Raw genomic sequence first — 24,771 nt, 5'->3', positions numbered from 1 at the left:
GCGGTTGGCCGGGTTCGGGTGCGTGGGGGTGCGCCTCTGGGGGCTGTGCCCCCAGACCCCCCTTCGGCCCAAGGGCCTCGTCCTCAAACGCCGGACGGGCTGACAGTCGACCGGCGTCGTGCCGGCAAGCCCCGTCTGCGCAGGGGCTCCGGCGCAGACACCGCCAGCGCCACCAGCGCCCCCACCAGCAGCCATGCCCACCGCTCGTGTGCCGCGCCCCAGTTGCTGTCCTGCGGCCACACGAACAGCTCCCAGCCGGCGGGGAGCAGGTGGGGGGTCACCACCGCCGTGAGGAGGTAGGCCGCCGCCACCGAGGGGCCGGGGCGGGGCTCGTTGGTCCAGCGGAGCGCCGAGGCGCCCGCGAGCAGGGCCAGTGCGCAGGCCGCCGCCGCCTCCAGGGTGACATCCCCCACCGGGGGGCGTGCGTCCGAGGGGACCAGGAGGACGACCGCCGTCCACCACAGCGCGGTGAGCGGGGTGACCAGGGCGATCCGCAGACCGGTGCGCAGGGCGCGCCGGGTCGGCACCGTGGCCGTCGTGTGGCGGGCCGGGTCGTCCAGGAGGAAGGTCAGGCCCAGCGCGTAGGCGAGGACGGCGGCGCGGAGCAGGGTGAGCGCGGGCCAGCCGTGGGCGTCGCCCCCGCCCCACCGCAGCGCCCCGGCCAGCAGCAGTCCGAGGCCCGCCGCGGCCCCCAGCGCCCGCCAGGGCAGGGTCCGCCAGACGGGGAGCGTCAACTCCCGGATGATCAGTCGCACTTGTCCTTCTCCTTCGGCGCCTTGACCCCCAGCAGTTCCGCCGCTCGCGCGCTCGTGACCTTGGGGGCCGTCAGTTCGGTCCAGTGGGCCCGCACCTTCGTGGCCACGGACTCCCGCGGTTGGTCGAGGAGTTCGCGTACGACGGAGGTCTGGCCGGAGGTCATGTCCATCGGGTCGGTCGGGGAGAGGACGATCGCCGAGCCGGTGACACTGTCGTCGAGGCGGACGTTGCTCAGGGACTTCACGGGGTCGGGCAGCCAGTTCAGGGCGAGCCACATGATGGTGACCATGCGGCCGTCGCACAGTCCGGACGTCGCCTTCTCGCTGCCGGTGACCAGCACGGCGGACACGGCGGCGGAGAACTCGGGAACGCGCGGGCCGCCCCAGCCGGTGCCGACGGTGACCTGGTGCGGGTTGGCCGAGGGGTCGATCGCTCCGTCGGAGGCGAGTCCGTCCGTGGCGTAGACGCGCTGGCGGACGAGGATCGGCTGGGTGCGTGCACCGCCGCCGGCCGAGGAACGGACGTGGTCCACCACGGACGCCCAGGTGGCCGCCCGCGGCTTCCACTCGGGGAAGGCGCAGTACGTCGATCCGTCCCGCCGCACGCAGACCTGTTCCTTCTCCGGGGCGTTCGTGGCCCGCGCCCGGGCCACCGTCGTACGGTCCGGCAGGGCGCCCGTCTGGACGATTCCGCCGGTCAGCGCGAGGGCCAGCGCCGTGGCGACGGCTCCCATGAGGACCGGGCCGCGACCACCGGCCACGACGACCGCCACCAGGGCCACCGTCAGCGCCAGTCCCAGCAGGTACAGGGCGTGCCAGGCGGCGGGGCGGTCCATCAGGTCGGAGGGGATCGCGCTGCTGGTGTTCTCGCTCACGATCGGCGCCAGCCAGCGCGTGCCCCGCTCGCCACTGCCCGCGGGGAAGGCCCCGCCGAACAGGAGGAAGAAGAGCAGCACGATCGCCAGCGGCGCCGCGAGGACCGACGAGAACAGCCGGGCGAGCAGCACCCCGAACGCGCCGGCCACCAGCACCACCAGGGGGCCGACGAGCAGTTCGCCGGCCGAGGCGGTGCCGACCGAACCGGACTCGAGCGCCATCCAGCCGAACTGGGCACTCACGCACACCGCGACCAGCAGCACGATCGGCACCACGGACAGCGCGTGGCCCGCCGTGCGCTGCCACGGCCGCAGCACCAGCACCGCGAAGTGCCGTTCGGTGTCCCGGCGCGCGGATCGCAGCATCGCCTGGTTGACGCAGACCAGCAGCGCCAGGGCGATCAGCACCGGGCCGGACTGGGTGGCGCGGTCGGCGTCCTGGAGGGCGGGGTAGCCGTTCTCGAAGTCCGGGGTGCGCCAGACGATCCAGGCGATGTAGAGCAGGAGGGCCAGCAGCATCGGCGCGCGCAGCAGCAGTTGGCGCGCCTCGAAGAGGGCCAGGGCGAGGACGGCGGCCCAGGGGGCGCGCCGGGACTCGGTCCCGGTGGCCGTCGGGGTCTGTTGCAGGACCGTGGTCACGCGGGCACCTCCGCCTCGTCCAGGGTCAGCAGGTAGCCGTCCTCCAGGGTGGGTTCGAGCAGGTCGGCGCCGACGGGCGGCAGGCCGACGTTGCGGAAGGAGCCGGTGCCGGTGCGCCAGCCCGCCTTCGCGCCGGGGTCGCGTTCGGTGCTGCTCCACACCCGGCCGGCGGCCCGCGCGGTCAGCTCGGCGGGGGTGCCGTCGAAGCGGATGCGGCCGCCCACCATCACCAGGACCCGGTGGCAGAGCATCGCCACGTCCTCGGTCTGGTGGGTGGAGAGCAGGACCGTCCGGCCCTCTCCCGCCTGGGCGATCAACTCCCGGAAACGCATGCGCTGTTCGGGGTCCAGACCGACCGTCGGCTCGTCCAGGACCAGGAAGCCCGGGTCGCCGATCAGGGCGGCGGCCAGCGCGACCCGCTGGCGCATCCCGCCGGACAGCTTCTTGATGCGCTTGCCGCGCACCTCACCGAGGTCGACCTGCTCCAGCACCCGGCGCACCTCGCGGTGACGGGCGCCGCGGTCGGTCAGCTCCTTGAGGATCGCCACGTAGTCGACGAACTCGAAGGGCGTGAAGTCCGGGTGGAAGCCCGGGGTCTGCGGGAGGTAGCCGAGCGCGCGCCGCACCTCCTGGCGGCCGGCCGAGGTGGCCGGGTCGTGCCCGAGGACGGTGAAGGCGCCGCCGTCGGCGGGCAGGGCGGTGGCCAGGACCCGCAACAGGGTCGTCTTTCCCGCCCCGTTGGGTCCGATCAGGCCGGTGACGCCCGGGGTGAGCCGCAGCGACACGTCGTCGAGGGCGTGGGTGCCGCCGTAGCGCAGGCTCAGCCCGGAGGCGGAAACGGTGGGTGTCATGCGGCGCTCCCCTGGAAGCGGTCGAAACGGTCACGTACGAGGAACAGCAGCCCGCCGGTGAGCGCGGCGACCGCCGCCGCCACCCCCTGGCCGGCCGCCGTGAACGGAAGAAGCGTGCTGTCGGCCTGGACGGCGTGGGCCGTCACGAGCAGCGCCACCCACGCCCCGCCGACCAGCGCCGGCGCGAGCACCGGGCCGAGCCGGGCGGAGAGCGCGAGGCCGGCCGAGGTGAGGGCGAGCGCGGGCAGCAGCCAGGCCAGGGCGCGCAGTCCCAGTCCGGGCAGGGCGAGCGTGGCCAGACCGCAGAGGGCGAGACCGGCGGTGAGGACGGCGACCGTGCGGATCATCAGCAGCCGGAACCCGTGCACCGGGGAGACCACCGCCATCTCGTACGTCGGGTCCAGCGCGGGCCCGTACGACAGCGCGACCCCGGCGAGGGGCAGCAGCGGCGCGAGGGCCAGGAAGAGGGTGACGGAGCCGGTGCTCTGGGCCGCCAGCACGGACATCACCAGCACGGCGACGACCGCGCCCAGCCAGGAGCGGCGCAGCACGGGCGTGGCCGCCAGCAGCCGCGCGGTGTGGTCGGCGACGCCCACCCGCACCAGCAGCCGCTCGAACAACCCCGGCCGGGGCGCGTCCAGTTCGGCGTCCAGCCGCTCCCACGCGGCGTCGACCGACTCACCGACCTCGGCGAGCACGGCCCGGCACTCGGCGCAGGCGACCAGGTGCGTGTCGGCGGACCACAGCGCGGGCGGCGCCAACTCCCCCTGGCTGTAGGCCCGCAGGTCCTCGGCATCCACATGCCATGTCATGCCAGCGCCTCCCTCAGCTGCTTGCGGGCGCGCATCGCCCGTGTCTTGACCGTCCCCGGCGGTATGCCGAGCAGGACGGCCGCCTCGCGGGTGGTCAGCCCGTCGATGACCGTGGCCTGCAGGACCGCCCGCAGTTCCGGCGACAGCCGGACGAGGGCGCCCGCGAGGTCCCCGTGCTCAACCCCCGCGAGCACGCGTTCCTCCGCGGACGCCTCGTCCCGGTGCCGCAGCCGCGCCAGCGCCTGCCGCAGCCGCCCCCGTGCCCCGTCCCCGCGCAGGGTGTCGATCAGCCGCCGCGAGCCGATGCGCCACAGCCATCCGGCTGCATCGCCGAAGGCCCCGTCCTCGCGGTAGCGGGCCTTGCCCCGCCAGATCGCGAGGAACGTCTCCTGTACGACGTCGTCCACCACGCCCGCGTCGGCGCACCGGCCGCGCAGCCGGGCGGTCAGCCACGGCGCGTACCGCCGGTACAGCTCCTCGAAGGCGCGCCGGTCCCCGTCCGCGGCGGCCCGCAGCAGCTCCCCGTCGCTTCTCGTTTCGCTCACACCCCCTCATCGCACCGGCCCCCCGGATCGGTTCACCGGATCCTGCTTGACTTTCCCAGCCCCACTCCACCACCCTTTCACTACTCAATTAGTGAAAGGGTGGTTGAACGGGTGGTCGAGTACCGCATCGACCGGCGCTCCGGCGTCGCCACCTACGTCCAGATCGTCCAGCAGACCAAGCAGGCCCTCCGGCTCGGCCTGCTCGAACCGGGGGACCGGCTGCCCACCGCCCGCGAGGTGGTCGAGGCCACCGCCATCAACCCCAACACGGTCCTGAAGGCCTACCGGGAGCTGGAACGCGAGGGCCTGGTCGAGGCCCGGCGCGGCCTCGGCACCTTCGTCCGCCGCTCCCTCGGCACCCAGCCCGCCGACTCGCCGCTGCGCGCCGAACTCGACGAGTGGGCCAGGCGCGCCCGCTCGGCCGGACTCGGGCGCGAGGACGTCGACGCGCTCTTCACCGCCGTACTCGACGAACACTTCCCGAAGGGGGACCAGTGAGTTCCACCAGCACCGCCCCGGCCGTCGCCCTGGAGGCGTCCCGGCTCGGCAAGCGGTACGGCAGAAGGGCCGCGGCCCTCGACGACTGCTCCTTCCGTCTCCCGGCGGGCCGGATCAGCGCCCTGGTCGGCCCCAACGGCGCCGGCAAGTCGACGCTGCTGGCCCTGGCCGCGGGGCTGCTGCGTCCCACCTCCGGCACCCTCACCGTCCTCGGCGGGGCGCCCGGCGAGTTCCGTGAGCGCGTCGCCTACCTCGCGCAGAACAAGCCCCTGTACCCCCGGCTGACCGTCGCCGAGACCCTGCGGATGGGCGCCGAGCTCAACCCGGCCCGCTGGGACGCGGCCTATGCCCACCGGATCGTCGAGGAGGGCTCGCTCGACCCCGGGGCGCGGATCCGCGCGCTCTCCGGCGGCCAGCGCACCCGCGTCGCGCTCGCCCTCGCGCTCGGCAAGCGGCCCGATCTGATGCTGCTGGACGAGCCGATGGCCGACCTCGACCCCCTCGCCCGGCACGAGCTGATGGGCACGCTGATGGCGGACGCGGCCGAGCACGGCACGACGGTGCTGATGTCCTCGCACATCGTCAGCGAGCTCGCCGACGTCTGCGACCACCTGCTGCTCCTGGGCGCCGGCCGGGTCCGGCTCGGCGGCGGCATCGACGACCTGCTCACCGCGCACACCCTGGTCACCGGTCGCGGCACCCCCGCCGACCTCGCCCCGCACACCGTCGTCGAGGCCCGCGCGGCCGGCCGCGGCCTGACCGCCCTGATCCGCCGCGAGGGCCCGGTCGCCGAGGGCTGGGCCACGGACGCCCCGTCCCTGGAAGAACTCCTCCTCGCCCACCTCCGCTCCCCGAACACCCCCGCCCTCCTCACCCCGAGCACAACCCCCGAACCCCAGACGGTGACCGCATGAACACGCCCTTGATCACCACGCCCTCGAAAACCACCACCTCCGCGCGGCCCACCCCGGCGGTGACCGCATGACCGTCACGACTCTGGGGAGTGCCGTCCCCTCGCGTGCCGCTCGTGTCCGGCCGCGTGGGGTCGTGTGGGCCGTGGTGCGGCTGCACCGGACCGCTCTGTGGATATGGCTCGTGTTCGTGGCCGGCACCGCGGGGCTGCTGCTGTGGCTGGACGGGCCGCGGGCCCACGACGCGCAGCGGATGCTGGAGCGGTTCGGATACGCGGGGGTGGAGGAGGCCTCGAATTCCTCCACGCCGCTGCTGTCCTTCACCTCGGGCGCCTACAACGACCTCTTCTACGACCCGGGCACCCTGATCACCCTGGCCTCCTTCGCGGTGGCCCTCTTCGCCGGCGGCCCGCTGATCGCCCGCGAGCTGGAGAGCGGCACCGCGCGGCTCGCCTGGACCCAGGGCGTCTCCCCGGCGCGCTGGCTCGCCGCCAAGCTCGCCGTACCCGCCGCCCTCGTCGCCCTCGGCACCGGGCTGCTCGTCGTGCTCTACCGCCAGCTGTGGTCCGACCACGGCAACCTGCTGATCGCCGGGATCGGCCCACGCGCCCTGTACTTCTCCCTCGGCCCCGCCACCGTCGCCGCCCCCCTGCTCGGCCTCGCCCTCGGCGCGCTCCTCGGGCTGCTGACCCGCCGGGTGCTGTCCGCGCTGGCGTTCAGCGGGTTCGCGTACTTCCTGGTCTACGCCTTCCGCGGCAACCACTGGCCCTTCCAGGGCCGCTACCAGCAGCCGGAGCTGCGCTCCCACAGCTGGGCGGTCACCTCCTCGGGAGCCAGGATCGACGACCCGGGCTGCTACACCGACCAGGCCTGTCTGGCCCGCCACGACATCGTCGGCTTCGGCCGCGCCTACCTGCCCTCCCCCGACTACTGGCCCCGCCAGCTCCTGGAGACCGGCGTCCTGCTGGCCCTCACCGCCCTCACCGTCGCCGCGGCCTTCGCGGTCCTGCACCGCCGCGCCGACGTGTGAGGCATCCGGCCCGCGTACGTCCTTCCGCCGACGGGAAGGACGTACGTATTCTCGGGGGCGGCTTCCAGCCACTCGTTACGGCCCTCCGGCCGACGTAGACGCCCGGGAGCCGCTCCCCGATATCCCGCACGCCATGTCGCCGTAACCAACGGTTCAGACGGGCTTGCGACGCTCGGCCAATGACGCCCTCCGTGCCGGAACCTTCGCCGCCCCTCGACGGGCCCGCGGGGAACGGGGACGCCCTCGGCTCCGTGAACGCGCTCCCGCCCGCGTTGTCCGACGCGCCCGTATCGCCCGTGGCGCGGAAGAATGGGTTCATGAGCCAGTCAGAAACCCAGGCACAGGTCCAGCACGCCCAGCCCTCCGTGGGCTCGATAGCCGCGCACCGCCCGCACGTGGCGGCCACGGTCTCCGACCTGGAACCCGACATCCCGGACATCGACGCCGATCTCGATGCCTACGAGGAGTCGCCGGTCGACGGGGTCCAGCTGCCGCAGGGACGCTTCCTCGACCGGGAGCGCAGCTGGCTCGCGTTCAACGAGCGGGTCCTCGAACTCGCCGAGGACCCGAACACTCCCTTGTTGGAGCGGGCCAACTTCCTCGCGATCTTCGCCAGCAACCTGGACGAGTTCTTCATGGTCCGGGTGGCCGGTCTGAAACGGCGTATCGCCACCGGCGTCGCCACCCGCTCCGCCTCCGGACTGCAGCCGCGCGAGGTCCTGGAGATGATCTGGGCCCGCTCCCGCGAGCTGATGGCCCGCCACGCCGCCTGCTACCACGAGGACGTCGCCCCCGCGCTCGCGGAGGAGGGCATCCACCTGGTCCGCTGGAGCGAGCTGACGGAGAAGGAGCAGGCCCGCCTGTTCACCCTCTTCCGGCATCAGATCTTCCCGGTCCTGACCCCGCTGGCGGTCGACCCGGCGCACCCCTTCCCGTACATCTCCGGCCTCTCCCTGAACCTGGCCGTGGTCGTGCGCAACCCGGTCACCGGTCACCGGCACTTCGCCCGCGTCAAGGTGCCGCCGCTGCTGTCCCGCTTCCTGGAGAGCTCCCCGGGCCGCTACGTCCCCATCGAGGACGTCATCGCCGCCCATCTGGAGGAGCTGTTCCCGGGCATGGAGGTGCTGGAGCACCACGCCTTCCGGCTCACCCGCAACGAGGACCTCGAGGTCGAGGAGGACGACGCGGAGAACCTGCTCCAGGCGCTGGAGAAGGAGCTCATGCGGCGCCGCTTCGGTCCGCCGGTGCGCCTGGAGGTCGAGGAGTCCATCGACCGCGAGGTGCTCGACCTGCTGGTGCGCGAGCTGAAGATCTCCGAGGCGGAGGTCTACCCGCTGCCCGGCCCCCTCGACCTCACCGGCCTCTTCCGCATCCACGGCCTGGACCGGCCGGAGCTGAAGTACAAGAAGTTCATCGCGGGCGTCCACCGCGACCTCGCCGAGGTCGAGTCGGCCTCCGCCGCCGACATCTTCGCCGCCCTGCGCACCCGGGACGTGCTGCTGCACCACCCGTACGACTCCTTCTCCACCTCCGTGCAGGCCTTCCTGCAGCAGGCGGCCGACGACCCGGACGTCCTCGCCATCAAGCAGACCCTGTACCGCACCTCCGGCGACTCCCCGATAGTCGACGCGCTCATCGACGCCGCCGAGGCCGGCAAGCAGGTGCTGGTCCTGGTGGAGATCAAGGCCCGCTTCGACGAGCACGCCAACATCAAGTGGGCGCGCAAGCTGGAGGAGGCGGGCTGCCACGTCGTCTACGGCCTCGTGGGCCTCAAGACGCACTGCAAGCTGTCCCTGGTGGTCCGCCAGGAAGGCGACACCCTACGGCGCTACAGCCACGTCGGCACGGGCAACTACCACCCGAAGACCGCCCGGCTGTACGAGGACCTCGGCCTGCTCACCGCCGACCCGCAGGTGGGCGCCGACCTCTCGGACCTCTTCAACCGCCTCTCCGGCTACTCCCGCCGGGAGACCTACCGCCGCCTCCTGGTGGCCCCCAAGTCCCTTCGCGACGGCCTGATCGCGCGGATCAACAAGGAGACCCAGCACCACCGTGCCGGGCGTCCCGCGTTCATCCGCATCAAGGTCAACTCGATGGTCGACGAGGCGGTCATCGACGCGCTCTACCGGGCGTCCCAGGCAGGCGTGCCGGTCGACATCTGGGTCCGCGGCATCTGTGCCGTGCGCCCGGGCGTCACGGGCCTGTCGGACAACATCCGGGTCCGCTCCATCCTCGGCCGCTTCCTCGAGCACTCCCGGGTCTTCGCCTTCGGCAACGGCGGCGAGCCCGAGGTGTGGATCGGCAGCGCCGACATGATGCACCGCAACCTCGACCGCCGTATCGAGGCCCTGGTCAGGGTCACCGACCCGGCCCACCGCGCAGCCCTGAACCGGCTGTTGGAGACCGGCATGTCCGACACCACCGCGTCCTGGCACCTCGGCCCGGACGGCGAATGGATCCGGCACGCCACCGACGCGGACGGCCAACCCCTGCGAAACGTCCAGGAGATGCTCATAGACGCCCGGAGGCGCCGGCGTGGCACAGCAACACCTTGACCCGACGGACCCCGCGGCCGGGCCCGCCCCGACAGGTGACGCCCTGGCGGGCTATCTGCGGGCCCAGGCCACGGAGTTCCTCCGCGCCCTGCGGCAGCACCGGGAGACCGGGACGGCTGCCGCCTCGAACGGCACGGAGGAATCCGTCGACGCGGCGCGCGCCCTGCGCCGCTCGGTCCGCCGCATCAGCGGCAGCCTGCACACCTTCCGCCCCCTGCTGGAGGCCGACTGGTCCGAGACCCTGCGCCCCGAACTGGCCTGGCTGTCCGGGACGTTGTCGATGGAGCACGCCTACGAGGCACGGCTGGAACGCCTGTTGCTGGCCCTGCACCGGCTCTCGGGCGCCGCGGTGTTCCCGGCCCAGCCGGTCGGGGTTCCCGCGGTCGGTGGCCGCGGCGACACGGGGGGCCAGGAGCGCGGCAATCTCACGGTCGGCGCGGCGAAGGCCGGCGCCCTGCTCGAACGCCAGCTGACCCTCGCCCGGACCCGCGCCCACTCCACCGCGCTGCAGGCCCTGGGCTCCTCACGCTTCCACGCCGTCGCCGACAAGGTGGCCGTCCTGGCCAGCGAGGTCCCCCTCACCCCCGCCGCCCACGCCACGGAACTCGGCACGCTGGCCGCCGCGGCCGAGGAACGCCTCACCGACGCCATCGCCGCGCTCCCCCTGGTCATCGCGGGCCACCCGTACAACGCCGAGGCCCTCGTGCACGGCCTCTCCCCCGACCCCAGCCCGCACCCCCAGGACGCTCCCTGGCACCAGGTCCGTCTCCTGCTGCGTCTGCACCGCTACGCCCGCGAGACGCTGTGCGGCCCGGACGCCCCCATCGACGTCCGTCTCCTCACCGCCGGGCAGGCACTCGACCGGCACCGGGACGCCTCGGAGGCGGCCGCCGCGGCGGCCTCGGCGGCCCGGACCCCCCGTATCGCCCCGGCGACGGCGTACGCGCTCGGGGTGCTCCACGCGGACCAGCGACACGAGGTGGAAGCGGCCCGGTTCGCGTTCCAGCAGTGTTGGCAGAAGCAGGTGGTGAGTACGTGACCTCGACCTCCGACAGCGACTACACCCTCATCCAGGCGGCCGGCTGCGTCCTGTGGCGCCGCTCCCCGGTCGACGGCGAGCTGGAGATCTGCCTCGTCCACCGGCCGAAGTACGACGACTGGTCCCACCCCAAGGGCAAGTTGAAGCGCGGCGAGGACCCGCTCACGGGCGCGCTGCGCGAGGTCGAGGAGGAGACCGGGTACACCGCCGATCCCGGCGGGGAGCTGCCCAGCATCCGCTACATGGCCAACGGCCGTCCCAAGCAGGTTCGTTACTGGGCGGCCGAGGCGACCGAGGGCCGCTTCGTCCCGAACGACGAGGTGGACCGCATCCTGTGGCTCTCCCCCGCGGCGGCCCGCAGCCGGCTCACCCAGTACCGCGACCGCACCCTGATCGACGAACTCCTGCCGCTCTGAACCCCGTTGGGGTCAGTCGCGCACGATCGCCGCATGCCCCTCGGCGTCCGTGCGGGCCTGGCTGCGGGCTCTTCGCGCCGGACCGCGCCAGCCGCAACTGCACCGGGCAAAACAGAAACGGCCCTGTTCGACCGTTGTCGTGCGATGTTCCTGCTGCGCCACTCCGACAACGTTACCCACCCTGAGTGCTGCATCAATCAGCTGCCTCCGGCGGCGGTGGGGGTGTGCCGCGTGACGGCCCCACCCACCCGTCGTTAAACGGAAAGACAGGGGGCACATGTCTCACGCACCGGCTGGGGTGGGCGGCGATGGCGAAGCGGCAGCGCAGGGCGGGCGGGGCGGTCGCCGCGGGCATCGCGGTCTGTCTCGGGGCCGCCGGCTGCTCCGGCCCCGGCGCCGTCACCGAGGACTCCCGCGCCGCCGACGCCGTCCCGCTGCTGCACCGGGCCGCCGACACCCTGGTGGCCGCGGGCACCTCCAGGGCCACGACCTCGATGGAGATGGCCGCGGGCGGCACCCGCGTCACCATCCGCGGCCAGGGCGTGTACGACTTCCGGGGCCGGCTCGGCCGGCTGACGATCCGCCTGCCGCAGGACCCGACCGGCGCCGACGAGCACCGTCCGATCACCGAACTCCTCGCGCCCGGCGCCCTGTTCATGAAGAACCGCGGCGCCGGGGTGCCCGCCGACAAATGGGTCCGGGTCGAGACGGCCACCCTGTCCGACGGCAACCTGGTGACCGGCGGCGCGACCGACCCGTTCGCCGCCGCCGAGCTGCTGCGCGGCGCCCGCACGGCGACCTACCTCGGCAGGGCCGAGCTCGCGGGGACCGAGGTACGGCACTACCGCGGCACCGCCGACCTCACGCTCGCCGCGCAGGGGGCCGCCAGGGACGCCCGGGAGTCCCTCGCCGCGGCGGCGAAAGGGTTCGCCAGCGCCGCCGTGCCGTTCGACGTCTACCTCGACGACCAGGGCCGCATCCGCAAGATCCGGCACCGCTTCAGCTTCGCCGGATCACGGCACGACAGGCCCGTCGCGGTCGCCTCCACGACGCTGCTGTACGACTTCGGGGCCCCCGCCGCCGTACGACTGCCGGCGTCGAAGGACATCTACGCCGGGAAGATCCAGGAGTAGCGGTGTCCTCCCCGCGAAGGAGGGCGGGCGGCGAGAACTAGCCCTTACGTGCCATGCGCTGTGTGTAGGCCGCTCCCTACTCTAGGAAGTCGGTGACGGCAGAGATGAGGTGATGCACGTGGCTCCGGTCGGCGGTACGGCAGTTCAGGACCACGTGGCCCTCGCCGAGATCGAGCTGTGCGGAGAGCTGATCATCGCGGCCTCGGCCGCGGGCGGGGACCGGCTCAGCCTGGAGAGCATCGACCAGGTCCTGAAGGTGGCCGAGGAACGCGAGGACGTCTCCGGCGCCCCGCGCTCAGGTGCGCAGTAGACGGGCGATGGCCTTGGTGGCCTCGTCGACCTTGGCGTCGATCTCGTCCCCGCCCCTGAGGGCCGCGTCGGCGACGCAGTGGCGCAGATGCTCCTCCAGCAGCTGCAGCGCGAAGGACTGCAGGGCCTTGGTGGACGCGGAGACCTGGGTGAGTATGTCGATGCAGTAGACGTCCTCGTCGACCATCCGCTGCAGACCGCGGATCTGGCCCTCGATCCGGCGCAGCCGCTTGAGGTGCTCGTCCTTCTGCTTGTGGTACCCGTGCGTGGTGTTCTGTGCGGTTTTGTCTTCCGCGCTGGCGGAGGGCGCCGTCGCGCCGGCCTCGGTGGTCGTCATCGCGTCCTCCCGTAAGACGTGCGGACATATACCCCAGGTGGGTATATGGTACCGAACTTTGCTGGGTATAGGGCCCTTGGTACGCCCCCGTGCGGATCACTCTGCCCGATGGGCGACACTGGTGGGCGGCCCATTAGCCGTGGCCGGATGATGCACCTAGCATCAGCCTGACCGAAACCGATGCACCCCGAGGACCCCTTGTGCGCTTTCGTCTGACCCCCAGGGAGACGAGCTTCTACGACATGTTCGCCGCATCCGCGGACAACATCGTCACGGGCTCGAAACTCCTGATGGAACTGCTCGGGGCGGACGCCTCCGCCCGGGCCGAGATCGCAGAGCGTATGCGGGCCGCGGAACACGCAGGTGACGACGCCACTCACGCGATCTTCCACCAGCTGAACTCCTCGTTCATCACGCCCTTCGACCGCGAGGACATCTACTCCCTCGCATCGTCCCTCGACGACATCATGGACTTCATGGAGGAGGCCGTCGACCTGGTCGTCCTCTACAACGTCGAGGAACTGCCGAAGGGAGTCGAGCAGCAGATCGAGGTGCTGGCGCGGGCGGCCGAACTCACCGCCGAGGCCATGCCCAACCTGCGCACGATGGACAACCTCACCGAGTACTGGATCGAGGTCAACCGCCTGGAGAACCAGGCCGACCAGATCCACCGGAAGCTGCTGGCCCACCTCTTCAACGGCAAGTACGACGCGATAGAGGTGCTGAAACTCAAGCAGATCGTGGACGTCCTGGAGGAAGCGGCGGACGCGTTCGAGCACGTGGCGAACACGGTGGAGACCATCGCCGTCAAGGAGTCCTGAGGCGTCGATGGACACCTTCGCCCTGGTCGTGACCATCGCGGTCGCGCTCCTCTTCACGTACACCAACGGCTTCCACGACTCCGCGAACGCGATCGCGACCTCCGTCTCGACCCGGGCACTGACGCCCCGGGCGGCCCTCGCCATGGCCGCCGTGATGAACCTCGCAGGTGCCTTCCTCGGCTCAGGGGTCGCCAAGACCGTCAGCGAGGGCCTGATCGCCACGCCGTCGGGCTCCCAGGGGATGGCCATCCTCTTCTCGGCCCTGGTCGGCGCGATCGTCTGGAACCTGATCACCTGGTACTACGGCCTGCCGTCCTCCTCCTCCCACGCCCTGTTCGGCGGCCTGGTGGGCGCCGCGATCGCGGGCGGTACGACGGTCCACTGGTCCGGGGTCCTGGACAAGGTCGTCATCCCGATGTTCCTGTCCCCCGTCGTCGGCCTGATCGTCGGCTACCTGGTGATGCTGGCGATCCTGTGGATCTTCCGCAAGGCCAACCCGCACAAGACCAAGCGCGGCTTCCGCATAGCGCAGACCGTGTCGGCCGCCGGCATGGCCCTCGGCCACGGCCTCCAGGACGCCCAGAAGACGATGGGCGTCGTCGTCATGGCACTGGTGATTTCCGGCCACGAGACCTACAACGACCCGATCCCGGTCTGGGTGAAGCTGGTCTGCGCCGTCATGCTCTCCCTGGGCACCTACGCGGGCGGCTGGCGCATCATGCGCACCCTCGGCCGCAAGATCATCGAACTCGACCCGCCGCAGGGCTTCGCCGCGGAGACCACCGGCGCCGCGATCATGTTCTCCACCGCCTACCTCTTCAAGGCCCCGGTCTCCACGACCCACGTCATCACCTCGGCCATCATGGGCGTCGGCGCGACGAAGCGCGTGAACGCGGTCCGGTGGGGCGTCGCCAAGAACATCGTCCTGGGCTGGTTCATCACGATGCCGGCCGCGGCCGTGGTGGCGGCAGGCTCCTACGGCCTGGTGAACCTGGCGTTCCTCTAGGGCCCGTTACGACCGAAGCCTCCTCGGCTACAAGCGAAGGCCGAGCACGCCCCACGACTCCCGGCACCCCAGCCCAGGCCAAAGGCCTCACCCCGCGCCGCCTCGACCTCACCCCGGCGCCCCGCCCAACGGCCGCCATCACGGAACCCCGCACCGGAACCCGTCTTCCGGCCGCAGCCGTCCCGACCCCGGCCGCCTCAACCACCCCCGCGCCACCCCGACCTCACCCCGGCGACCCGCCCAACGGCCGCCATCACGGAACCCCGCACCGCCCGCCGCGGCACAACCCGGATTCCGGCCGCCACCTCCTCGCCCCCGCAGCCGTCCCGACCCCGGCCGCCTCAACCACCCCCGCGCCACCCCGACCTCACCCCGGCGGCCCCGCCCGACAGCCGCCAACGCGGAACCCCGCGCCGCCCGCCGCGCCAGAACCCCGGCTTCCGGCCACCACCGCCTCGGCCTCACCCCGGCGGCCCCGCCCGACAGCCGGCATCACGGAACCCCGCGCCGCCCCCCGCGGCACAACCCCGGCTTCCGGTCGCCGCCGCCTCGGCCCCCGTGGCCGTCCCGACCCCGGTCGTCTCGGCCGTCGTCGCGAGCTGCGGTTGAACGACGGGCCCGCCCCCGGGAGCCGGGGGCGGGCCCTTCATCGACCTCGCGGTGGCACCGCCATGCAGCACCGCGAGGGGTCTTCGGGATCAGCCGAAGCGGCCGGAGATGTAGTCCTCCGTCGCCTGGACCGACGGGTTGGAGAAGATCCGCTCCGTGTCGTCGATCTCGATCAGCTTGCCGGGCTGCCCGACCGCCGCGAGGTTGAAGAACGCCGTACGGTCCGAGACACGCGCCGCCTGCTGCATGTTGTGCGTCACGATGACGATCGTGAAGCGCTCCTTCAGCTCACCGATCAGATCCTCGATGGCGAGGGTGGAGATCGGGTCGAGGGCGGAGCAGGGCTCGTCCATCAGCAGCACCTTCGGCTCGACCGCGATCGCGCGGGCGATGCACAGACGCTGCTGCTGACCACCGGACAGACCCGAACCCGGCTTGTTCAGACGGTCCTTGACCTCGTTCCAGAGGTTCGCGCCCTTGAGCGACTTCTCGACGACGTCACCGAGCTCGCTCTTCTTGACGTTGCCGTTCAGTCGCAGCCCCGCCGCCACGTTGTCGAAGATCGACATGGTGGGGAAGGGGTTCGGCCGCTGGAACACCATGCCGACCTCGCGCCGCACGGACACCGGGTCCACCCCGGGGCCGTAGAGGTCCTCGTCGTCCAGCAGCACCTTGCCCTCGACCCGGCCGCCCGAGGTGACCTCGTGCATCCGGTTCAGCGTGCGCAGGAACGTCGACTTGCCGCAGCCGGACGGGCCGATGAAGGCCGTCACCGTGCGCGGCTCGACGGTCATCGAGATGTCCTCGATCGCCTTGTGGGAGCTGTAGTAAGCGGTCAGTCCGCTCACGTCGATTCGCTTGGCCATGATTACGTCACTTCCAGAAAGTCTTGATCGGTCGCCGATGGCCGCGTCAGCGACCGGTCTTCGGGGCCTTCCAGCGGGCAATGGCCCGGGCCACCAGGTTCAGGATCATCACGAAGGCGATCAGGGCGAGCGAAGCCGCCCAGGCCCGGTCGTAGGCGTAGTCGTTGCCCGCCGCGTACTGCTGGTAGATGTACAGCGGCAGCGACTGCTGCGGCCCCGAGAAGGGGTTGTTGTTGATGAACCGGTTTCCGAACACCAACAGCAGCACAGGGGCGGTCTCACCGGTGATACGGGCGACGGCCAGCATGACGCCGGTCGTGATGCCGCCGATGGAGGTCGGCAGGACCACCTTCAGGATGGTGCGCCACTTCGGGACACCCAGCGCCAGGGACGCCTCCCGCAGCTCGTTCGGAACGAGCTTGAGCATCTCCTCGGTGGAGCGCACGACCACCGGCATCATCAGGATGGCCAGGGCGAGCGAGCCGGCGAAGCCGAACGGCTCCATGTTGAAGATCAGCATCAGGGAGAGGATGAACAGACCAGCGACGATCGACGGGACGCCCGTCATGACGTCGACGAAGAAGGTGACCGCCTGGGCGAGCCGGCCACGGCCGTACTCCACCAGGTAGATGGCGGTCAGCACGCCGATCGGCGCCGCGATGATGGTGGCGAGACCGACCTGCTCCAGGCTGCCGATGATGGCGTGGTAGATGCCACCGCCCGGCTGGGAGTCGGCGACGAGGCCCATCGAGTGGGTCAGGAAGTAGACGTTGAGGACCTTCACCCCGCGGGCGACGGTCACCCAGACCAGGGAGATCAGCGGCACGAGGGCGACGAGGAAGGCGACCCAGACCAGACCGGTGGCGATACGGTCCTTGGCCTGGCGGCGGCCCTCGACCGTGGCGGCGATGGTGTAGGTGCCGATCAGGAAGAGCAGACCGGAGATCAGACCCCACTGCACCTTGGTGAGCCCGGCGCCCGCCCCGATGGCCACGGCGACGGCCACGGAACCGGCGGCGATCGCCCAGGGCGACCACTTCGGCAGACTGGCGCCGCGCAGGGTGCTGGGGCGCTTCTCGGCGATGGCGGCGTTGCTCATGCGTTGGCCCCCGAGTACTCCTTGCGGCGGGCGATGATCATGCGAGCCGCGCCGTTGACCAACAGGGTGATGACGAACAGGACCAGACCCGAGGCGATGAGGGCGTCACGGCCGAACTCGGTGGCCTCGCTGAACTTGCTGGCGATGTTCTGGGCGAAGGTGCCGCCGCCCGGGTTGAGCAGGCTGCCGTGGATCAGGAAGTCCGGGGAGAGGACGGTGGCGACGGCCATCGTCTCACCGAGCGCGCGGCCGAGGCCGAGCATCGACGCGGAGATCACACCGGAGCGGCCGAACGGCAGGACAGCCATGCGGATGACCTCCCAGCGCGTGGCGCCGAGGGCCAGGGCCGCCTCCTCGTGCATCTGCGGGACCTGGCGGAAGACCTCGCGGCTGACGTTGGTGATGATCGGCAGGATCATGATCGCGAGCAGGATGCCCACGGTCAGCAGGGAGCGCGGGGCACCCTGGTCCCAGGAGAAGACCCCGGTCCAGCCGAAGAAGTCGTTGAGCCAGCCGAAGAGGCCGTTCATGTGCGGTACGAGGATCAGCGCGCCCCACAGGCCGTAGACGATGGACGGCACCGCGGCGAGCAGGTCGACGACGTACGCGATGGGACCGGCCAGCCGGCGCGGCGCGTAGTGCGTGAGGAACAGCGCGATGGCGACCGCGACCGGGACCGCGAGGACCATGGCGATGATCGAGGAGATCACCGTGCCGTACGCCAGGACGGCGATGCCGAAGCTGGGCGGCGTGACGTTGGTGTTCCACTCGAAGGTGGTCAGGAAGTTGCCGTGGTTCTTGCTGAGCGCGAGGGAGGCGCGGTAGGTGAGGAAGACCGCGATCGCGGCCATGATCACCAACAGCAGGATGCCCGACCCACGGGAGAGACCGAGGAAGATCCGGTCTCCGGGTCGGGTGGCGCCCCGGGCGTTGCGCTTCTGCTCGGCCGGCGTGGGCTGGGGTGTGGGAGGGGGTGCGTCAGTTATCTGTGTCGTGTCCATCGGGTTCTCCGGTCTGCGGAGCCGCACACGAGGTACGGCTCTGCGAAGCCGTACGTGACGTACGGCTCATGGCGGCGGTGCACCGGACGGTGTGGGCCGGTCCCGGGATCAGGGGCCGGGACCGACCCACACACTCAGATCAGCTCAGGCCAGCGACGGTGGTGCGGACCTTGGCGATGATGTCGGCCGGGATGGGCGCGTACTTCAGGCCGGAGAGAACGCCCTGGCCGTCCTCGGAGGCGATGTACCCCAGGAACGCCTTCGTGGCCGGGAGGGTGTCCGCCTTGTTGCCCTTGTCGCACACGATCTCGTACGTAACCAGCGTAATCGGGTACGCGCCGTCTGCCTTGGTGTTGTAGTTCAGCTGCAGCGACAGGTCCTGGCCCGTGCCGATGACCTTGGCGTCGGCGATGGCCTTGGAGGCGGAGTCGCTGCTCGGGGCGACCGGCGCGCTGGCACCCGTGTTGATGCTGACGGCGTTGACGCCCTCGGCCACGTAGGACAGCTCGAAGTAACCGATGGAGCCGTTGGTCTGCTTGACCTGGGCGGCGACACCGGAGGACTGCGCGGCGGCCTGGCCACCCTTGGCCTGCCAGGCCTTGCCACCGGAGTACGTCCAGTCGCTCGGGGCGGCGGCCTTCAGGTACTTGGTGAAGTTGTCCGTGGTGCCGGACTCGTCCGAGCGGTGGAACGCCTGGATCTTGAGGTCGGGCAGCTTGGCGGACGGGTTCAGCTTCTTGATCGCCGGGTCGTTCCACTTGGTGATCTTGCTGTCGAAGATCTTCGCAAGGGTCGGGGCGTCGAGGACCAGGTTCGAGACACCGGAGAGGTTGTAGCCGACCGCGATCGGACCGCCGACCATCGGCAGGTCGATGCCCTGGCCGCCGGTGCAGACCTTCTTGGAGGCGGTGACCTCTTCGGGCTTCAGCGCCGAGTCGGAACCGGCGAAGGCGATCTGGCCCTGCGTGAAGGAGGTGACGCCCGCGCCCGAGCCGCCGCCCTTGTAGTTGATCTGGACGCCACAGGCCTTGGAGAAGTTGGCCACCCAGGCGTCGATCGCGTTCTTCTGCGCGGACGAGCCGTCGGCCAGGAGCTGCCCCTTGGCGTTGTCACACTTGATGGAACCGGCCTGGGTCGAGGCCGAAGCGCTGCTGCCGCCGCCGCTGTTGCTGCTGGTGTCGTCCGAGCCGCACGCCGTGAGGACCAGGGCGCCGGAGGCGGCGAGAGCACCGAGAGCGAGGGCCCGCCGGTTCATGCGCTGAAGCTTCACTTGAAAGAGATCCTTCCAGGAGCCGCCGTCCTGAATCGGCGGCGTGCGGAGTTGCGAAGTTTCGGTTGATGTGGACGCGTCTGTAGCGGTGCGGCCGCATCTCGTAAGGCTGAAATTAGGCAGATCAGGTGAAGGCGCCAATGGGCGCAAATGAACGGGAGGTGAACCCCTGCAGACTTTGTGGTTAGGTCACGGAATGCTCACGGGGAGGGCACGTGTAGGTTCCGGCCTCACGGTGACACAGGAGTGACAGTTCTCCTGGAACCCACGAGATCGGCGCGCCGTCTCGTACCCCGAGAGCCATCGGGAGGCACAGCATGGAACGGCGTACGTTCATCGGCGGCGCGGCCGCGATCGCGGCGGTCGCCACGACCGCCTGCAAGGGCGGATCCGCCGACGCGGACACCAGCACCTCGTCCTCCTCCGGTACGTCTCTGCGCTCGACGTCGGCCCAGGCCGCCGCCGCGAACTGGACCGGCCTCGCCCGCGACTTGGACGGCACCCTCATACGCCCGGGCGACGCCAAGTGGGCCACGGCCCACCAGCTGTACAACACCCGCTTCGACGGCCTGAAGCCGGCCGCGGTCGCCTACGTCGCCCACGCCGACGACATCCGTACGACCCTGACGTACGCCCGCGCCCACGGAATCCAGGTCGCCATCCGCAACGGCGGCCACTCCTACGCCGGCTGGTCCTCGGGGAACGGCAAGCTGATCCTCGATGTCTCCGAGCTGAACCGAATACGGGTCGGCGGTGGCCAGGCCGTCGTGGGCGCCGGCTCCAAGCTGATCGACGTCTACCGCGCCCTGACGGCGAAGGGCGTGACGATACCCGCGGGCTCCTGCCCGACGGTCGGCGTCTCCGGTCTGGTGCTCGGCGGCGGCCACGGCGTGGTCTCCCGGGCCTACGGTCTGACCTGCGACAGCCTCACCGAGGCCACCCTGATCACGGCGGACGGCAAGCAGCTCACCGCCAACGCGACGACCAACAAGGACCTCTTCTGGGCCCTGCGCGGCGCGGGCAACGGCAACTTCGGCGTCGTGACGGAACTGCACTTCAAGACCCACCCGGCGCCGCAGGCCGTGTCGGCGTACGTCACCTGGCCGTGGGCGAAGGCGGCGGCCGTGGTGAAGGCCTGGCAGGAGTGGGGCCCCGGCCAGCCCGACGAGATCTGGTCCTCCTGCCATCTGGAGAACGGCGGCTCGCCGACCGTGTCCGTCGCCGCGTTCTCGCTCGGCACCTACGGCGAACTCCAGAACGCGCTGGACCGCCTGGCCTCCAAGGTCGGCGCCCCCGCCCGCAGCGTCACGCTGAAGAAGCACACCTACGAGGGCGCCATGGAGGCGTACGCCGGCTGCTCGTCCTTCCCGACCGCCGCCCAGTGCCATCTGCCCGGCTCGACACCGGGTCGCAGCCCGCAGGGCGCGCTCGGCCGGGAGACCTACGCGGCCCGCTCGGACTTCTTCGACCGCTCGATATCGACGGCCGGCATCCAGACGATGCTGGCGCACGTCAAGTCCGTCCAGGGCGGCGCCGGCAGCATCGCGCTCACCGCCCTCGGCGGCGCGGTCAACCGCGTCTCCCCCACCGCGACGGCCTTCGTCCACCGCCGCTCCCGCATGCTCGCGCAGTACATAGCGTCCTGGCGCGCGGGGACGACGGGCACGGCCGCCCAGTCCTGGCTGACGAAGACGCACGACGCGATGAAGCCGTACGCCTCCGGCGCGGCCTACCAGAACTACACCGACCCGACCCTGACGAACTGGCGCAAGGCCTACTACGGCGACGCGGCGGCGAGGCTGGCGACCGTGAAGTGGCAGTACGACCCGAACCGCTTCTTCACCTACCCCCAGGCGCTGTAACCGTCGCTGTAACCGGCCCTGGCGCCCCCGAAGGGGCGCGGGGAACTGCGCGACCGGCCACGACGGCGCCGCGGACGACCGACGACACAACACGGCACCTTCCAGCGGAGCGCTTAGGCCGCGAGGTCCCGTTCCTCCGACTCGACGTCCTTGCGGGCGCCGGGGATCATCGTGCCCTCGCCGGGGGCCGAGCGTCCCCGGGCCCGGACGAACCAGGCGCCCCACGAGGAGGTCTCGACAGCCTTCAGCACCGGGGTGAGCAGGGCCATGGCGAGCGGGGACAGCAGCAGGGCGACGGCCGTGCCGAGCGCGAAGCCGCCCACCACGTCGGTCGGGTAGTGCACGCCCATGTAGACCCGGCAGAAGCCCTCGAGCAGCGCGAGCCCTATGCCGACGAGCCCGAACCTCCGGTTGGCGACGAAGAGTCCGACGCCCATGGCCATGGTGATGGTCGCGTGGTCGCTGACGAAGGAGTAGTCGGTCTTGCCCGACACGAGGACGTCCAGGCCCTGGTGGACGAGGAACGGCCGGGGCCGCTCGACGAAACCCCGTATGGGCACGTTCACCAGCACGGCGATCGCGGCGGCGAGCGGCGTCCACACCAGCGCGGCCACGGAGGAGGCGGCCTCCTGACCGCCCTTCCTGCGCACCGACCACCAGCACCACACCACCAGCAGCACCATGGCCACCAGCAGCCCGTACTCCCCGACGAACTCCATGACCCGGTCGAACCAGTGCGGAGCGTCCTTGGCCAGGCCGTTGATGTCGTAGAGCAGGTCGACGTCGGGGTTCGACCCGGTGTCTGCGAGTCCAGCCATCGTGCTGCGGCCCCTTCGTCGTCTGCTTGCTACGAGAACAGGAACGCACGCTCCCGGTTAATACGTTCCACACTCCACCGAATGATCACGCAGACGTTATCGAAGAGAGACCCATCGCCGCAGCTCAGGGGGTGGGTCCACACGCGGTTCACACCGTGGTGGGCAGTGCTTTCGCGCCATCTTCCGTCACCCGGGTCGCCCCGAAGTACTCGGAGGTGTCGATCGGATCGAACCGGATGACGGCCCCGGTGCGCGGCGCGTCGATCATGTATCCGCCGCCGACATAAATGCCGACATGGTGAATGGCCCGGGAGTCCGTCGGATCGGTCGAGAAGAACACCAGGTCCCCGGGGAGCAGTTCGTCCCGCTGGGGGTGCGGACCCGCGTTGTACTGGTCGTTGGCCACGCGCGGCAGCGTGATGCCGACGCTCTCGTACGCCGCCTTCGTCAGCCCCGAGCAGTCAAAACGCCCGTTGTCGGCGGCAGTTCCGTCGCCGCCCCACAGATAGGGCGTGCCGAGCTTCTTCTGCGCGTAGTAGATGGCCCCGGCCGCCTGCTGGCTCGGGTCCACCCGCGACACGGGCGCGGCGAAGCTCTCCTCCAGCGTGGTGATCGTCTTGACGTAGTTCTGGGTCTCCTTGTACGGCGGGACACCCCCGAACTTGATCACCGCGTAGGCACCGGCGTTGTACGAGGCGAGCATGTTTTCAGTCAGATTCCCGGGTACGTCCTTCACGTACGAGGCGAGTTGGCAGTCGTACGACGCGGCTGACGGGATCGCGTCCTGCGGATCCCAGACGTCCTTGACGCCGTCGCCGTTTCCGTCGATCCCGTGCGTGGCCCAGGTCCCCGGGATGAACTGAGCTATCCCCTCGGCCGCCGCGGCGCTCCGGGCCCGCGGGTTGAACCCGCTCTCCTGATAGAGCTGGGCGGCGAGCAGAGCCGGGTTGAGGGCGGGGCAGAGATTCCCCCACTTCTGCACGATGGCGGAGTACGCGGCCGGTACGGCCCCCTTGGCCAGGGCCTTGGTGCCGCCCCCCACGCCGTTGACGAGGTTCCCGGCGACGACGTACACCCCGACGACGAGCAGCATGACGAAGGCCATGGCGGAGCCGACAGCCACGGACGCAATGATCCATGCCTTACGCACCGTCACCCGCCCCTCGCCGCCCGGGAGTCCGCCCAGGAGTCCGTCGAGGGGTCAGTCTAGGGGCGGTGACTGTGTTCCGGAATGATCACACTCGGCCATTGTCAGACGTCAGAAGCCCAGCACCCTCACGCATCACAGATCACGGATCGGCGGCGGCGTCCTTGTACAACTCGGCGGCCTCGGCTCCCAGCACCACGCTGTAGGAGATGTCGTCGGTGTCGCCGCCCTCCTCGTGTCCGCCGAGCACGCCCACGACCTGCCCGTCCCCGTTCACCCAGGGACTCCCGCTGGTCCCGCCGCTGAGACTGGGGCAGTCGATCCGCTGCTGGGTGCGGCTGTGCGCGGTCGGCCGGTTGGTGCAGCTGACCGGCACCTCTTGGGAGCTGGGATACCCGAAGACGGTCACCGCGGTGGCCCCGGTGGCCGTCCTCGTGGCGAACCTGTTGCCGCCGACGACGTCCTCGACGCCCTTTCCCTGCTGGTAGCCGATGATCCCGAACGCGACGTCGCTGTCCTCGTCCTGCTCCTTGCGCCATCCGTCCGGCAGGAACTTCCGGTGCACGGTCCACACCCCGTAGGGCGCCTTGCCGTCCCGGTACCCGGGGACGAAGACGAAGTCCTGGTCGCTGTCCAGACAGTGCGCCGCGGTGACGATGAGGTTGCGGTTCGGACTGTGCACGACGGAGGCGGTGCAGTGGTGCCCGCCTATCAGAGTGGATCTTCGGTCGGCCGGGAACAGCGGACCGACCCGCACGGACTGCGAGGTCGCCGCGGCGGCCACGGTCACGCCGAGCGGTCCGGGCCCGTCGTCGGCGTTGGCGAGGGACGCGGAGGTGAGAGCCGGCACGGCCAGGACGACGGCCGCGCACAGGGGACTGGCGATACGCCTGCTGATCCGAGAGGTGCGCTTCATCGGCACCCACTGTGTCCGACGAAGGTGAGAAAACCGTCTGCCGTTCACTGAGATATCTCCGTGAACATGGACCGCCTCCTTCGTCCACCACCTCTACGGCGTCCCGTCCACCGTACTGTGCCCACTCCCCACCCGCCTCCGCGTCACCCTGAGTCACTTGACCGGACACTCGGCCCACAGCAGCTTTCCGCCCTTGGACGCGCCGAGCTCCCGCAGCACGGATACCCCGACGGCGTCCGCACAGGCCCGCACGATCTGCAGCCCCCGCCCGCGCTCGGCGTCCACCGGTGGTGGGCCGTACGGTTCCCCGTCCCGGAACCCGGCCGGCACCCGCGGATCGCTGTCCCACACGGCGACCCGCAGCCGCCCGGACTCCATGGGCCGCACCCGCAGGGCGTACGGCCCGCATGTGTGCCGGTGGGCGTTGGCGAGCAGTTCACCGGCCAACAGCTCGGCGGTCGGCGCGAGTTCGTCCAGCCCATGGGCGGTGAGCAGCGCGCGCAGGGTGACCCGGGCGATTCCCGGCGCGCGTGGATCGTGCGGGAGTTGGAGGGTGTAGGCCCAGGACGGGGATACGGTGGCCATGGGAAGTCTCCGGTCACTGTGGGGAGTTGGACACGTGCGATGAGTGGCCCAGTGGCTTGCCGTCCC

Annotated in this window: 25 protein-coding genes; 11 read left to right on the top strand and 14 right to left on the bottom strand. The window is 71.0% G+C overall.

Features of this window, described 5'->3' with window-relative positions; all coding sequences use genetic code 11:
- Positions 1 to 83 precede the first annotated feature (83 nt).
- The 5 genes from ABZ453_RS19940 to ABZ453_RS19920 are packed head-to-tail and all read right to left on the bottom strand — an operon-like array spanning position 84 to position 4,477.
- On the bottom strand, positions 84 to 755 hold the full coding sequence (locus ABZ453_RS19940) for an ABC transporter (RefSeq protein ID WP_359016258.1): 672 nt from the start codon (positions 753 to 755) through the stop codon (positions 84 to 86).
- Positions 746 to 2,269 (bottom strand): ABC transporter permease, encoded by a 1,524-nt coding sequence (locus ABZ453_RS19935; protein WP_359016257.1) that lies wholly within the window; start codon positions 2,267 to 2,269, stop codon positions 746 to 748. The genes ABZ453_RS19940 and ABZ453_RS19935 overlap by 10 nt, the downstream gene beginning before the upstream one ends.
- Complete coding sequence (locus tag ABZ453_RS19930) at positions 2,266 to 3,120, bottom strand: ABC transporter ATP-binding protein (protein ID WP_359016256.1); 855 nt, start codon at positions 3,118 to 3,120, stop codon at positions 2,266 to 2,268. Before ABZ453_RS19930 ends, ABZ453_RS19935 begins: the two co-directional genes overlap by 4 nt.
- Positions 3,117 to 3,932: a zf-HC2 domain-containing protein gene (locus ABZ453_RS19925; RefSeq protein ID WP_359016255.1), complete on the bottom strand. Its 816-nt coding sequence runs from the start codon at positions 3,930 to 3,932 to the stop codon at positions 3,117 to 3,119. The genes ABZ453_RS19930 and ABZ453_RS19925 overlap by 4 nt, the downstream gene beginning before the upstream one ends.
- Positions 3,929 to 4,477, bottom strand: a complete 549-nt coding sequence (locus ABZ453_RS19920; protein ID WP_359016254.1) for an RNA polymerase sigma factor — start codon at positions 4,475 to 4,477, stop codon at positions 3,929 to 3,931. Before ABZ453_RS19920 ends, ABZ453_RS19925 begins: the two co-directional genes overlap by 4 nt.
- A gap of 111 nt (positions 4,478 to 4,588) precedes the next feature.
- On the opposite strand from ABZ453_RS19920, the gene ABZ453_RS19915 reads away from it, so the two are divergent.
- The 8 genes from ABZ453_RS19915 to ABZ453_RS19880 all read left to right on the top strand — a co-directional run bounded on the left by ABZ453_RS19915 (position 4,589) and on the right by ABZ453_RS19880 (position 12,369).
- Complete coding sequence (locus ABZ453_RS19915; protein WP_359016366.1) at positions 4,589 to 4,975, top strand: GntR family transcriptional regulator; 387 nt, start codon at positions 4,589 to 4,591, stop codon at positions 4,973 to 4,975.
- Positions 4,972 to 5,889, top strand: coding sequence for an ABC transporter ATP-binding protein (locus tag ABZ453_RS19910; protein ID WP_359016253.1), 918 nt, complete (start codon positions 4,972 to 4,974; stop codon positions 5,887 to 5,889). Before ABZ453_RS19915 ends, ABZ453_RS19910 begins: the two co-directional genes overlap by 4 nt.
- Before the next feature lie 67 nt (positions 5,890 to 5,956).
- Positions 5,957 to 6,916 carry a hypothetical protein gene (locus tag ABZ453_RS19905; protein WP_359016252.1) on the top strand — a complete coding sequence of 320 codons (960 nt, stop codon included), beginning with the start codon at positions 5,957 to 5,959 and terminating at the stop codon, positions 6,914 to 6,916.
- A 317-nt stretch (positions 6,917 to 7,233) separates the two neighbouring features.
- A complete protein-coding gene (locus tag ABZ453_RS19900; protein WP_359016251.1) occupies positions 7,234 to 9,471 on the top strand; it encodes an RNA degradosome polyphosphate kinase in 2,238 nt (745 codons plus the stop codon).
- A complete protein-coding gene (locus tag ABZ453_RS19895; RefSeq protein ID WP_359016250.1) occupies positions 9,452 to 10,510 on the top strand; it encodes a CHAD domain-containing protein in 1,059 nt (352 codons plus the stop codon). The genes ABZ453_RS19900 and ABZ453_RS19895 overlap by 20 nt, the downstream gene beginning before the upstream one ends.
- Positions 10,507 to 10,926 (top strand): NUDIX hydrolase, encoded by a 420-nt coding sequence (locus ABZ453_RS19890; RefSeq protein WP_359016249.1) that lies wholly within the window; start codon positions 10,507 to 10,509, stop codon positions 10,924 to 10,926. Before ABZ453_RS19895 ends, ABZ453_RS19890 begins: the two co-directional genes overlap by 4 nt.
- Before the next feature lie 308 nt (positions 10,927 to 11,234).
- Positions 11,235 to 12,059, top strand: coding sequence for a hypothetical protein (locus ABZ453_RS19885; RefSeq protein WP_359016248.1), 825 nt, complete (start codon positions 11,235 to 11,237; stop codon positions 12,057 to 12,059).
- Positions 12,060 to 12,171: 112 nt separating this feature from the next.
- The gene (locus ABZ453_RS19880) at positions 12,172 to 12,369 is read left to right on the top strand and encodes a hypothetical protein (protein WP_133045764.1); all 198 of its coding nucleotides are present in this window, start codon (positions 12,172 to 12,174) and stop codon (positions 12,367 to 12,369) included.
- Here ABZ453_RS19880 and ABZ453_RS19875 read toward each other — a convergent pair.
- Complete coding sequence (locus tag ABZ453_RS19875) at positions 12,355 to 12,705, bottom strand: metal-sensitive transcriptional regulator (protein WP_359016247.1); 351 nt, start codon at positions 12,703 to 12,705, stop codon at positions 12,355 to 12,357. The two genes, ABZ453_RS19880 and ABZ453_RS19875, sit on opposite strands and share 15 nt — an antisense overlap.
- A gap of 200 nt (positions 12,706 to 12,905) precedes the next feature.
- On the opposite strand from ABZ453_RS19875, the gene ABZ453_RS19870 reads away from it, so the two are divergent.
- Both ABZ453_RS19870 and ABZ453_RS19865 read left to right on the top strand, forming a co-directional pair.
- Positions 12,906 to 13,526 (top strand): DUF47 family protein, encoded by a 621-nt coding sequence (locus tag ABZ453_RS19870; RefSeq protein WP_009326469.1) that lies wholly within the window; start codon positions 12,906 to 12,908, stop codon positions 13,524 to 13,526.
- Positions 13,527 to 13,533: 7 nt separating this feature from the next.
- Complete coding sequence (locus tag ABZ453_RS19865; RefSeq protein ID WP_359016246.1) at positions 13,534 to 14,532, top strand: inorganic phosphate transporter; 999 nt, start codon at positions 13,534 to 13,536, stop codon at positions 14,530 to 14,532.
- Between the two features lie 698 nt (positions 14,533 to 15,230).
- Here the strand turns inward: ABZ453_RS19865 and pstB are convergent.
- The 4 genes from pstB to pstS form a co-directional block, all read right to left on the bottom strand.
- Positions 15,231 to 16,007, bottom strand: a complete 777-nt coding sequence (gene pstB, locus ABZ453_RS19860) for a phosphate ABC transporter ATP-binding protein PstB (RefSeq protein WP_359016245.1) — start codon at positions 16,005 to 16,007, stop codon at positions 15,231 to 15,233.
- A gap of 46 nt (positions 16,008 to 16,053) precedes the next feature.
- Positions 16,054 to 17,106: a phosphate ABC transporter permease PstA gene (gene pstA / locus ABZ453_RS19855; RefSeq protein ID WP_359016244.1), complete on the bottom strand. Its 1,053-nt coding sequence runs from the start codon at positions 17,104 to 17,106 to the stop codon at positions 16,054 to 16,056.
- A complete protein-coding gene (gene pstC, locus ABZ453_RS19850) occupies positions 17,103 to 18,107 on the bottom strand; it encodes a phosphate ABC transporter permease subunit PstC (protein WP_359016243.1) in 1,005 nt (334 codons plus the stop codon). The genes pstA and pstC overlap by 4 nt, the downstream gene beginning before the upstream one ends.
- A gap of 139 nt (positions 18,108 to 18,246) precedes the next feature.
- Positions 18,247 to 19,377, bottom strand: coding sequence for a phosphate ABC transporter substrate-binding protein PstS (pstS, locus tag ABZ453_RS19845; RefSeq protein WP_359016242.1), 1,131 nt, complete (start codon positions 19,375 to 19,377; stop codon positions 18,247 to 18,249).
- Between the two features lie 317 nt (positions 19,378 to 19,694).
- Between pstS and ABZ453_RS19840 the strand changes: the two genes are divergently transcribed.
- On the top strand, positions 19,695 to 21,239 hold the full coding sequence (locus tag ABZ453_RS19840; protein ID WP_359016241.1) for an FAD-dependent oxidoreductase: 1,545 nt from the start codon (positions 19,695 to 19,697) through the stop codon (positions 21,237 to 21,239).
- A gap of 113 nt (positions 21,240 to 21,352) precedes the next feature.
- On the opposite strand, the gene ABZ453_RS19835 is transcribed toward ABZ453_RS19840, so the two are convergent.
- The 4 genes from ABZ453_RS19835 to ABZ453_RS19820 all read right to left on the bottom strand — a co-directional run bounded on the left by ABZ453_RS19835 (position 21,353) and on the right by ABZ453_RS19820 (position 24,705).
- Positions 21,353 to 22,057 carry a phosphatase PAP2 family protein gene (locus ABZ453_RS19835; RefSeq protein ID WP_359016240.1) on the bottom strand — a complete coding sequence of 235 codons (705 nt, stop codon included), beginning with the start codon at positions 22,055 to 22,057 and terminating at the stop codon, positions 21,353 to 21,355.
- 148 nt (positions 22,058 to 22,205) lie between these two features.
- A complete protein-coding gene (locus tag ABZ453_RS19830) occupies positions 22,206 to 23,213 on the bottom strand; it encodes a bifunctional lytic transglycosylase/C40 family peptidase (RefSeq protein ID WP_359016239.1) in 1,008 nt (335 codons plus the stop codon).
- 133 nt (positions 23,214 to 23,346) lie between these two features.
- A complete protein-coding gene (locus tag ABZ453_RS19825; protein ID WP_359016238.1) occupies positions 23,347 to 24,120 on the bottom strand; it encodes a trypsin-like peptidase domain-containing protein in 774 nt (257 codons plus the stop codon).
- A 153-nt stretch (positions 24,121 to 24,273) separates the two neighbouring features.
- Positions 24,274 to 24,705 carry an ATP-binding protein gene (locus ABZ453_RS19820; RefSeq protein WP_359016237.1) on the bottom strand — a complete coding sequence of 144 codons (432 nt, stop codon included), beginning with the start codon at positions 24,703 to 24,705 and terminating at the stop codon, positions 24,274 to 24,276.
- Positions 24,706 to 24,771 lie beyond the last annotated feature (66 nt).

This window comes from Streptomyces sp. NPDC005799 (genome assembly GCF_040630525.1).
Lineage (GTDB): Bacteria > Actinomycetota > Actinomycetes > Streptomycetales > Streptomycetaceae > Streptomyces > Streptomyces griseorubiginosus_B.
Note: the sequence above shows the minus strand (reverse complement) of the source record. Positions and strands in the feature narration are given on the sequence as shown.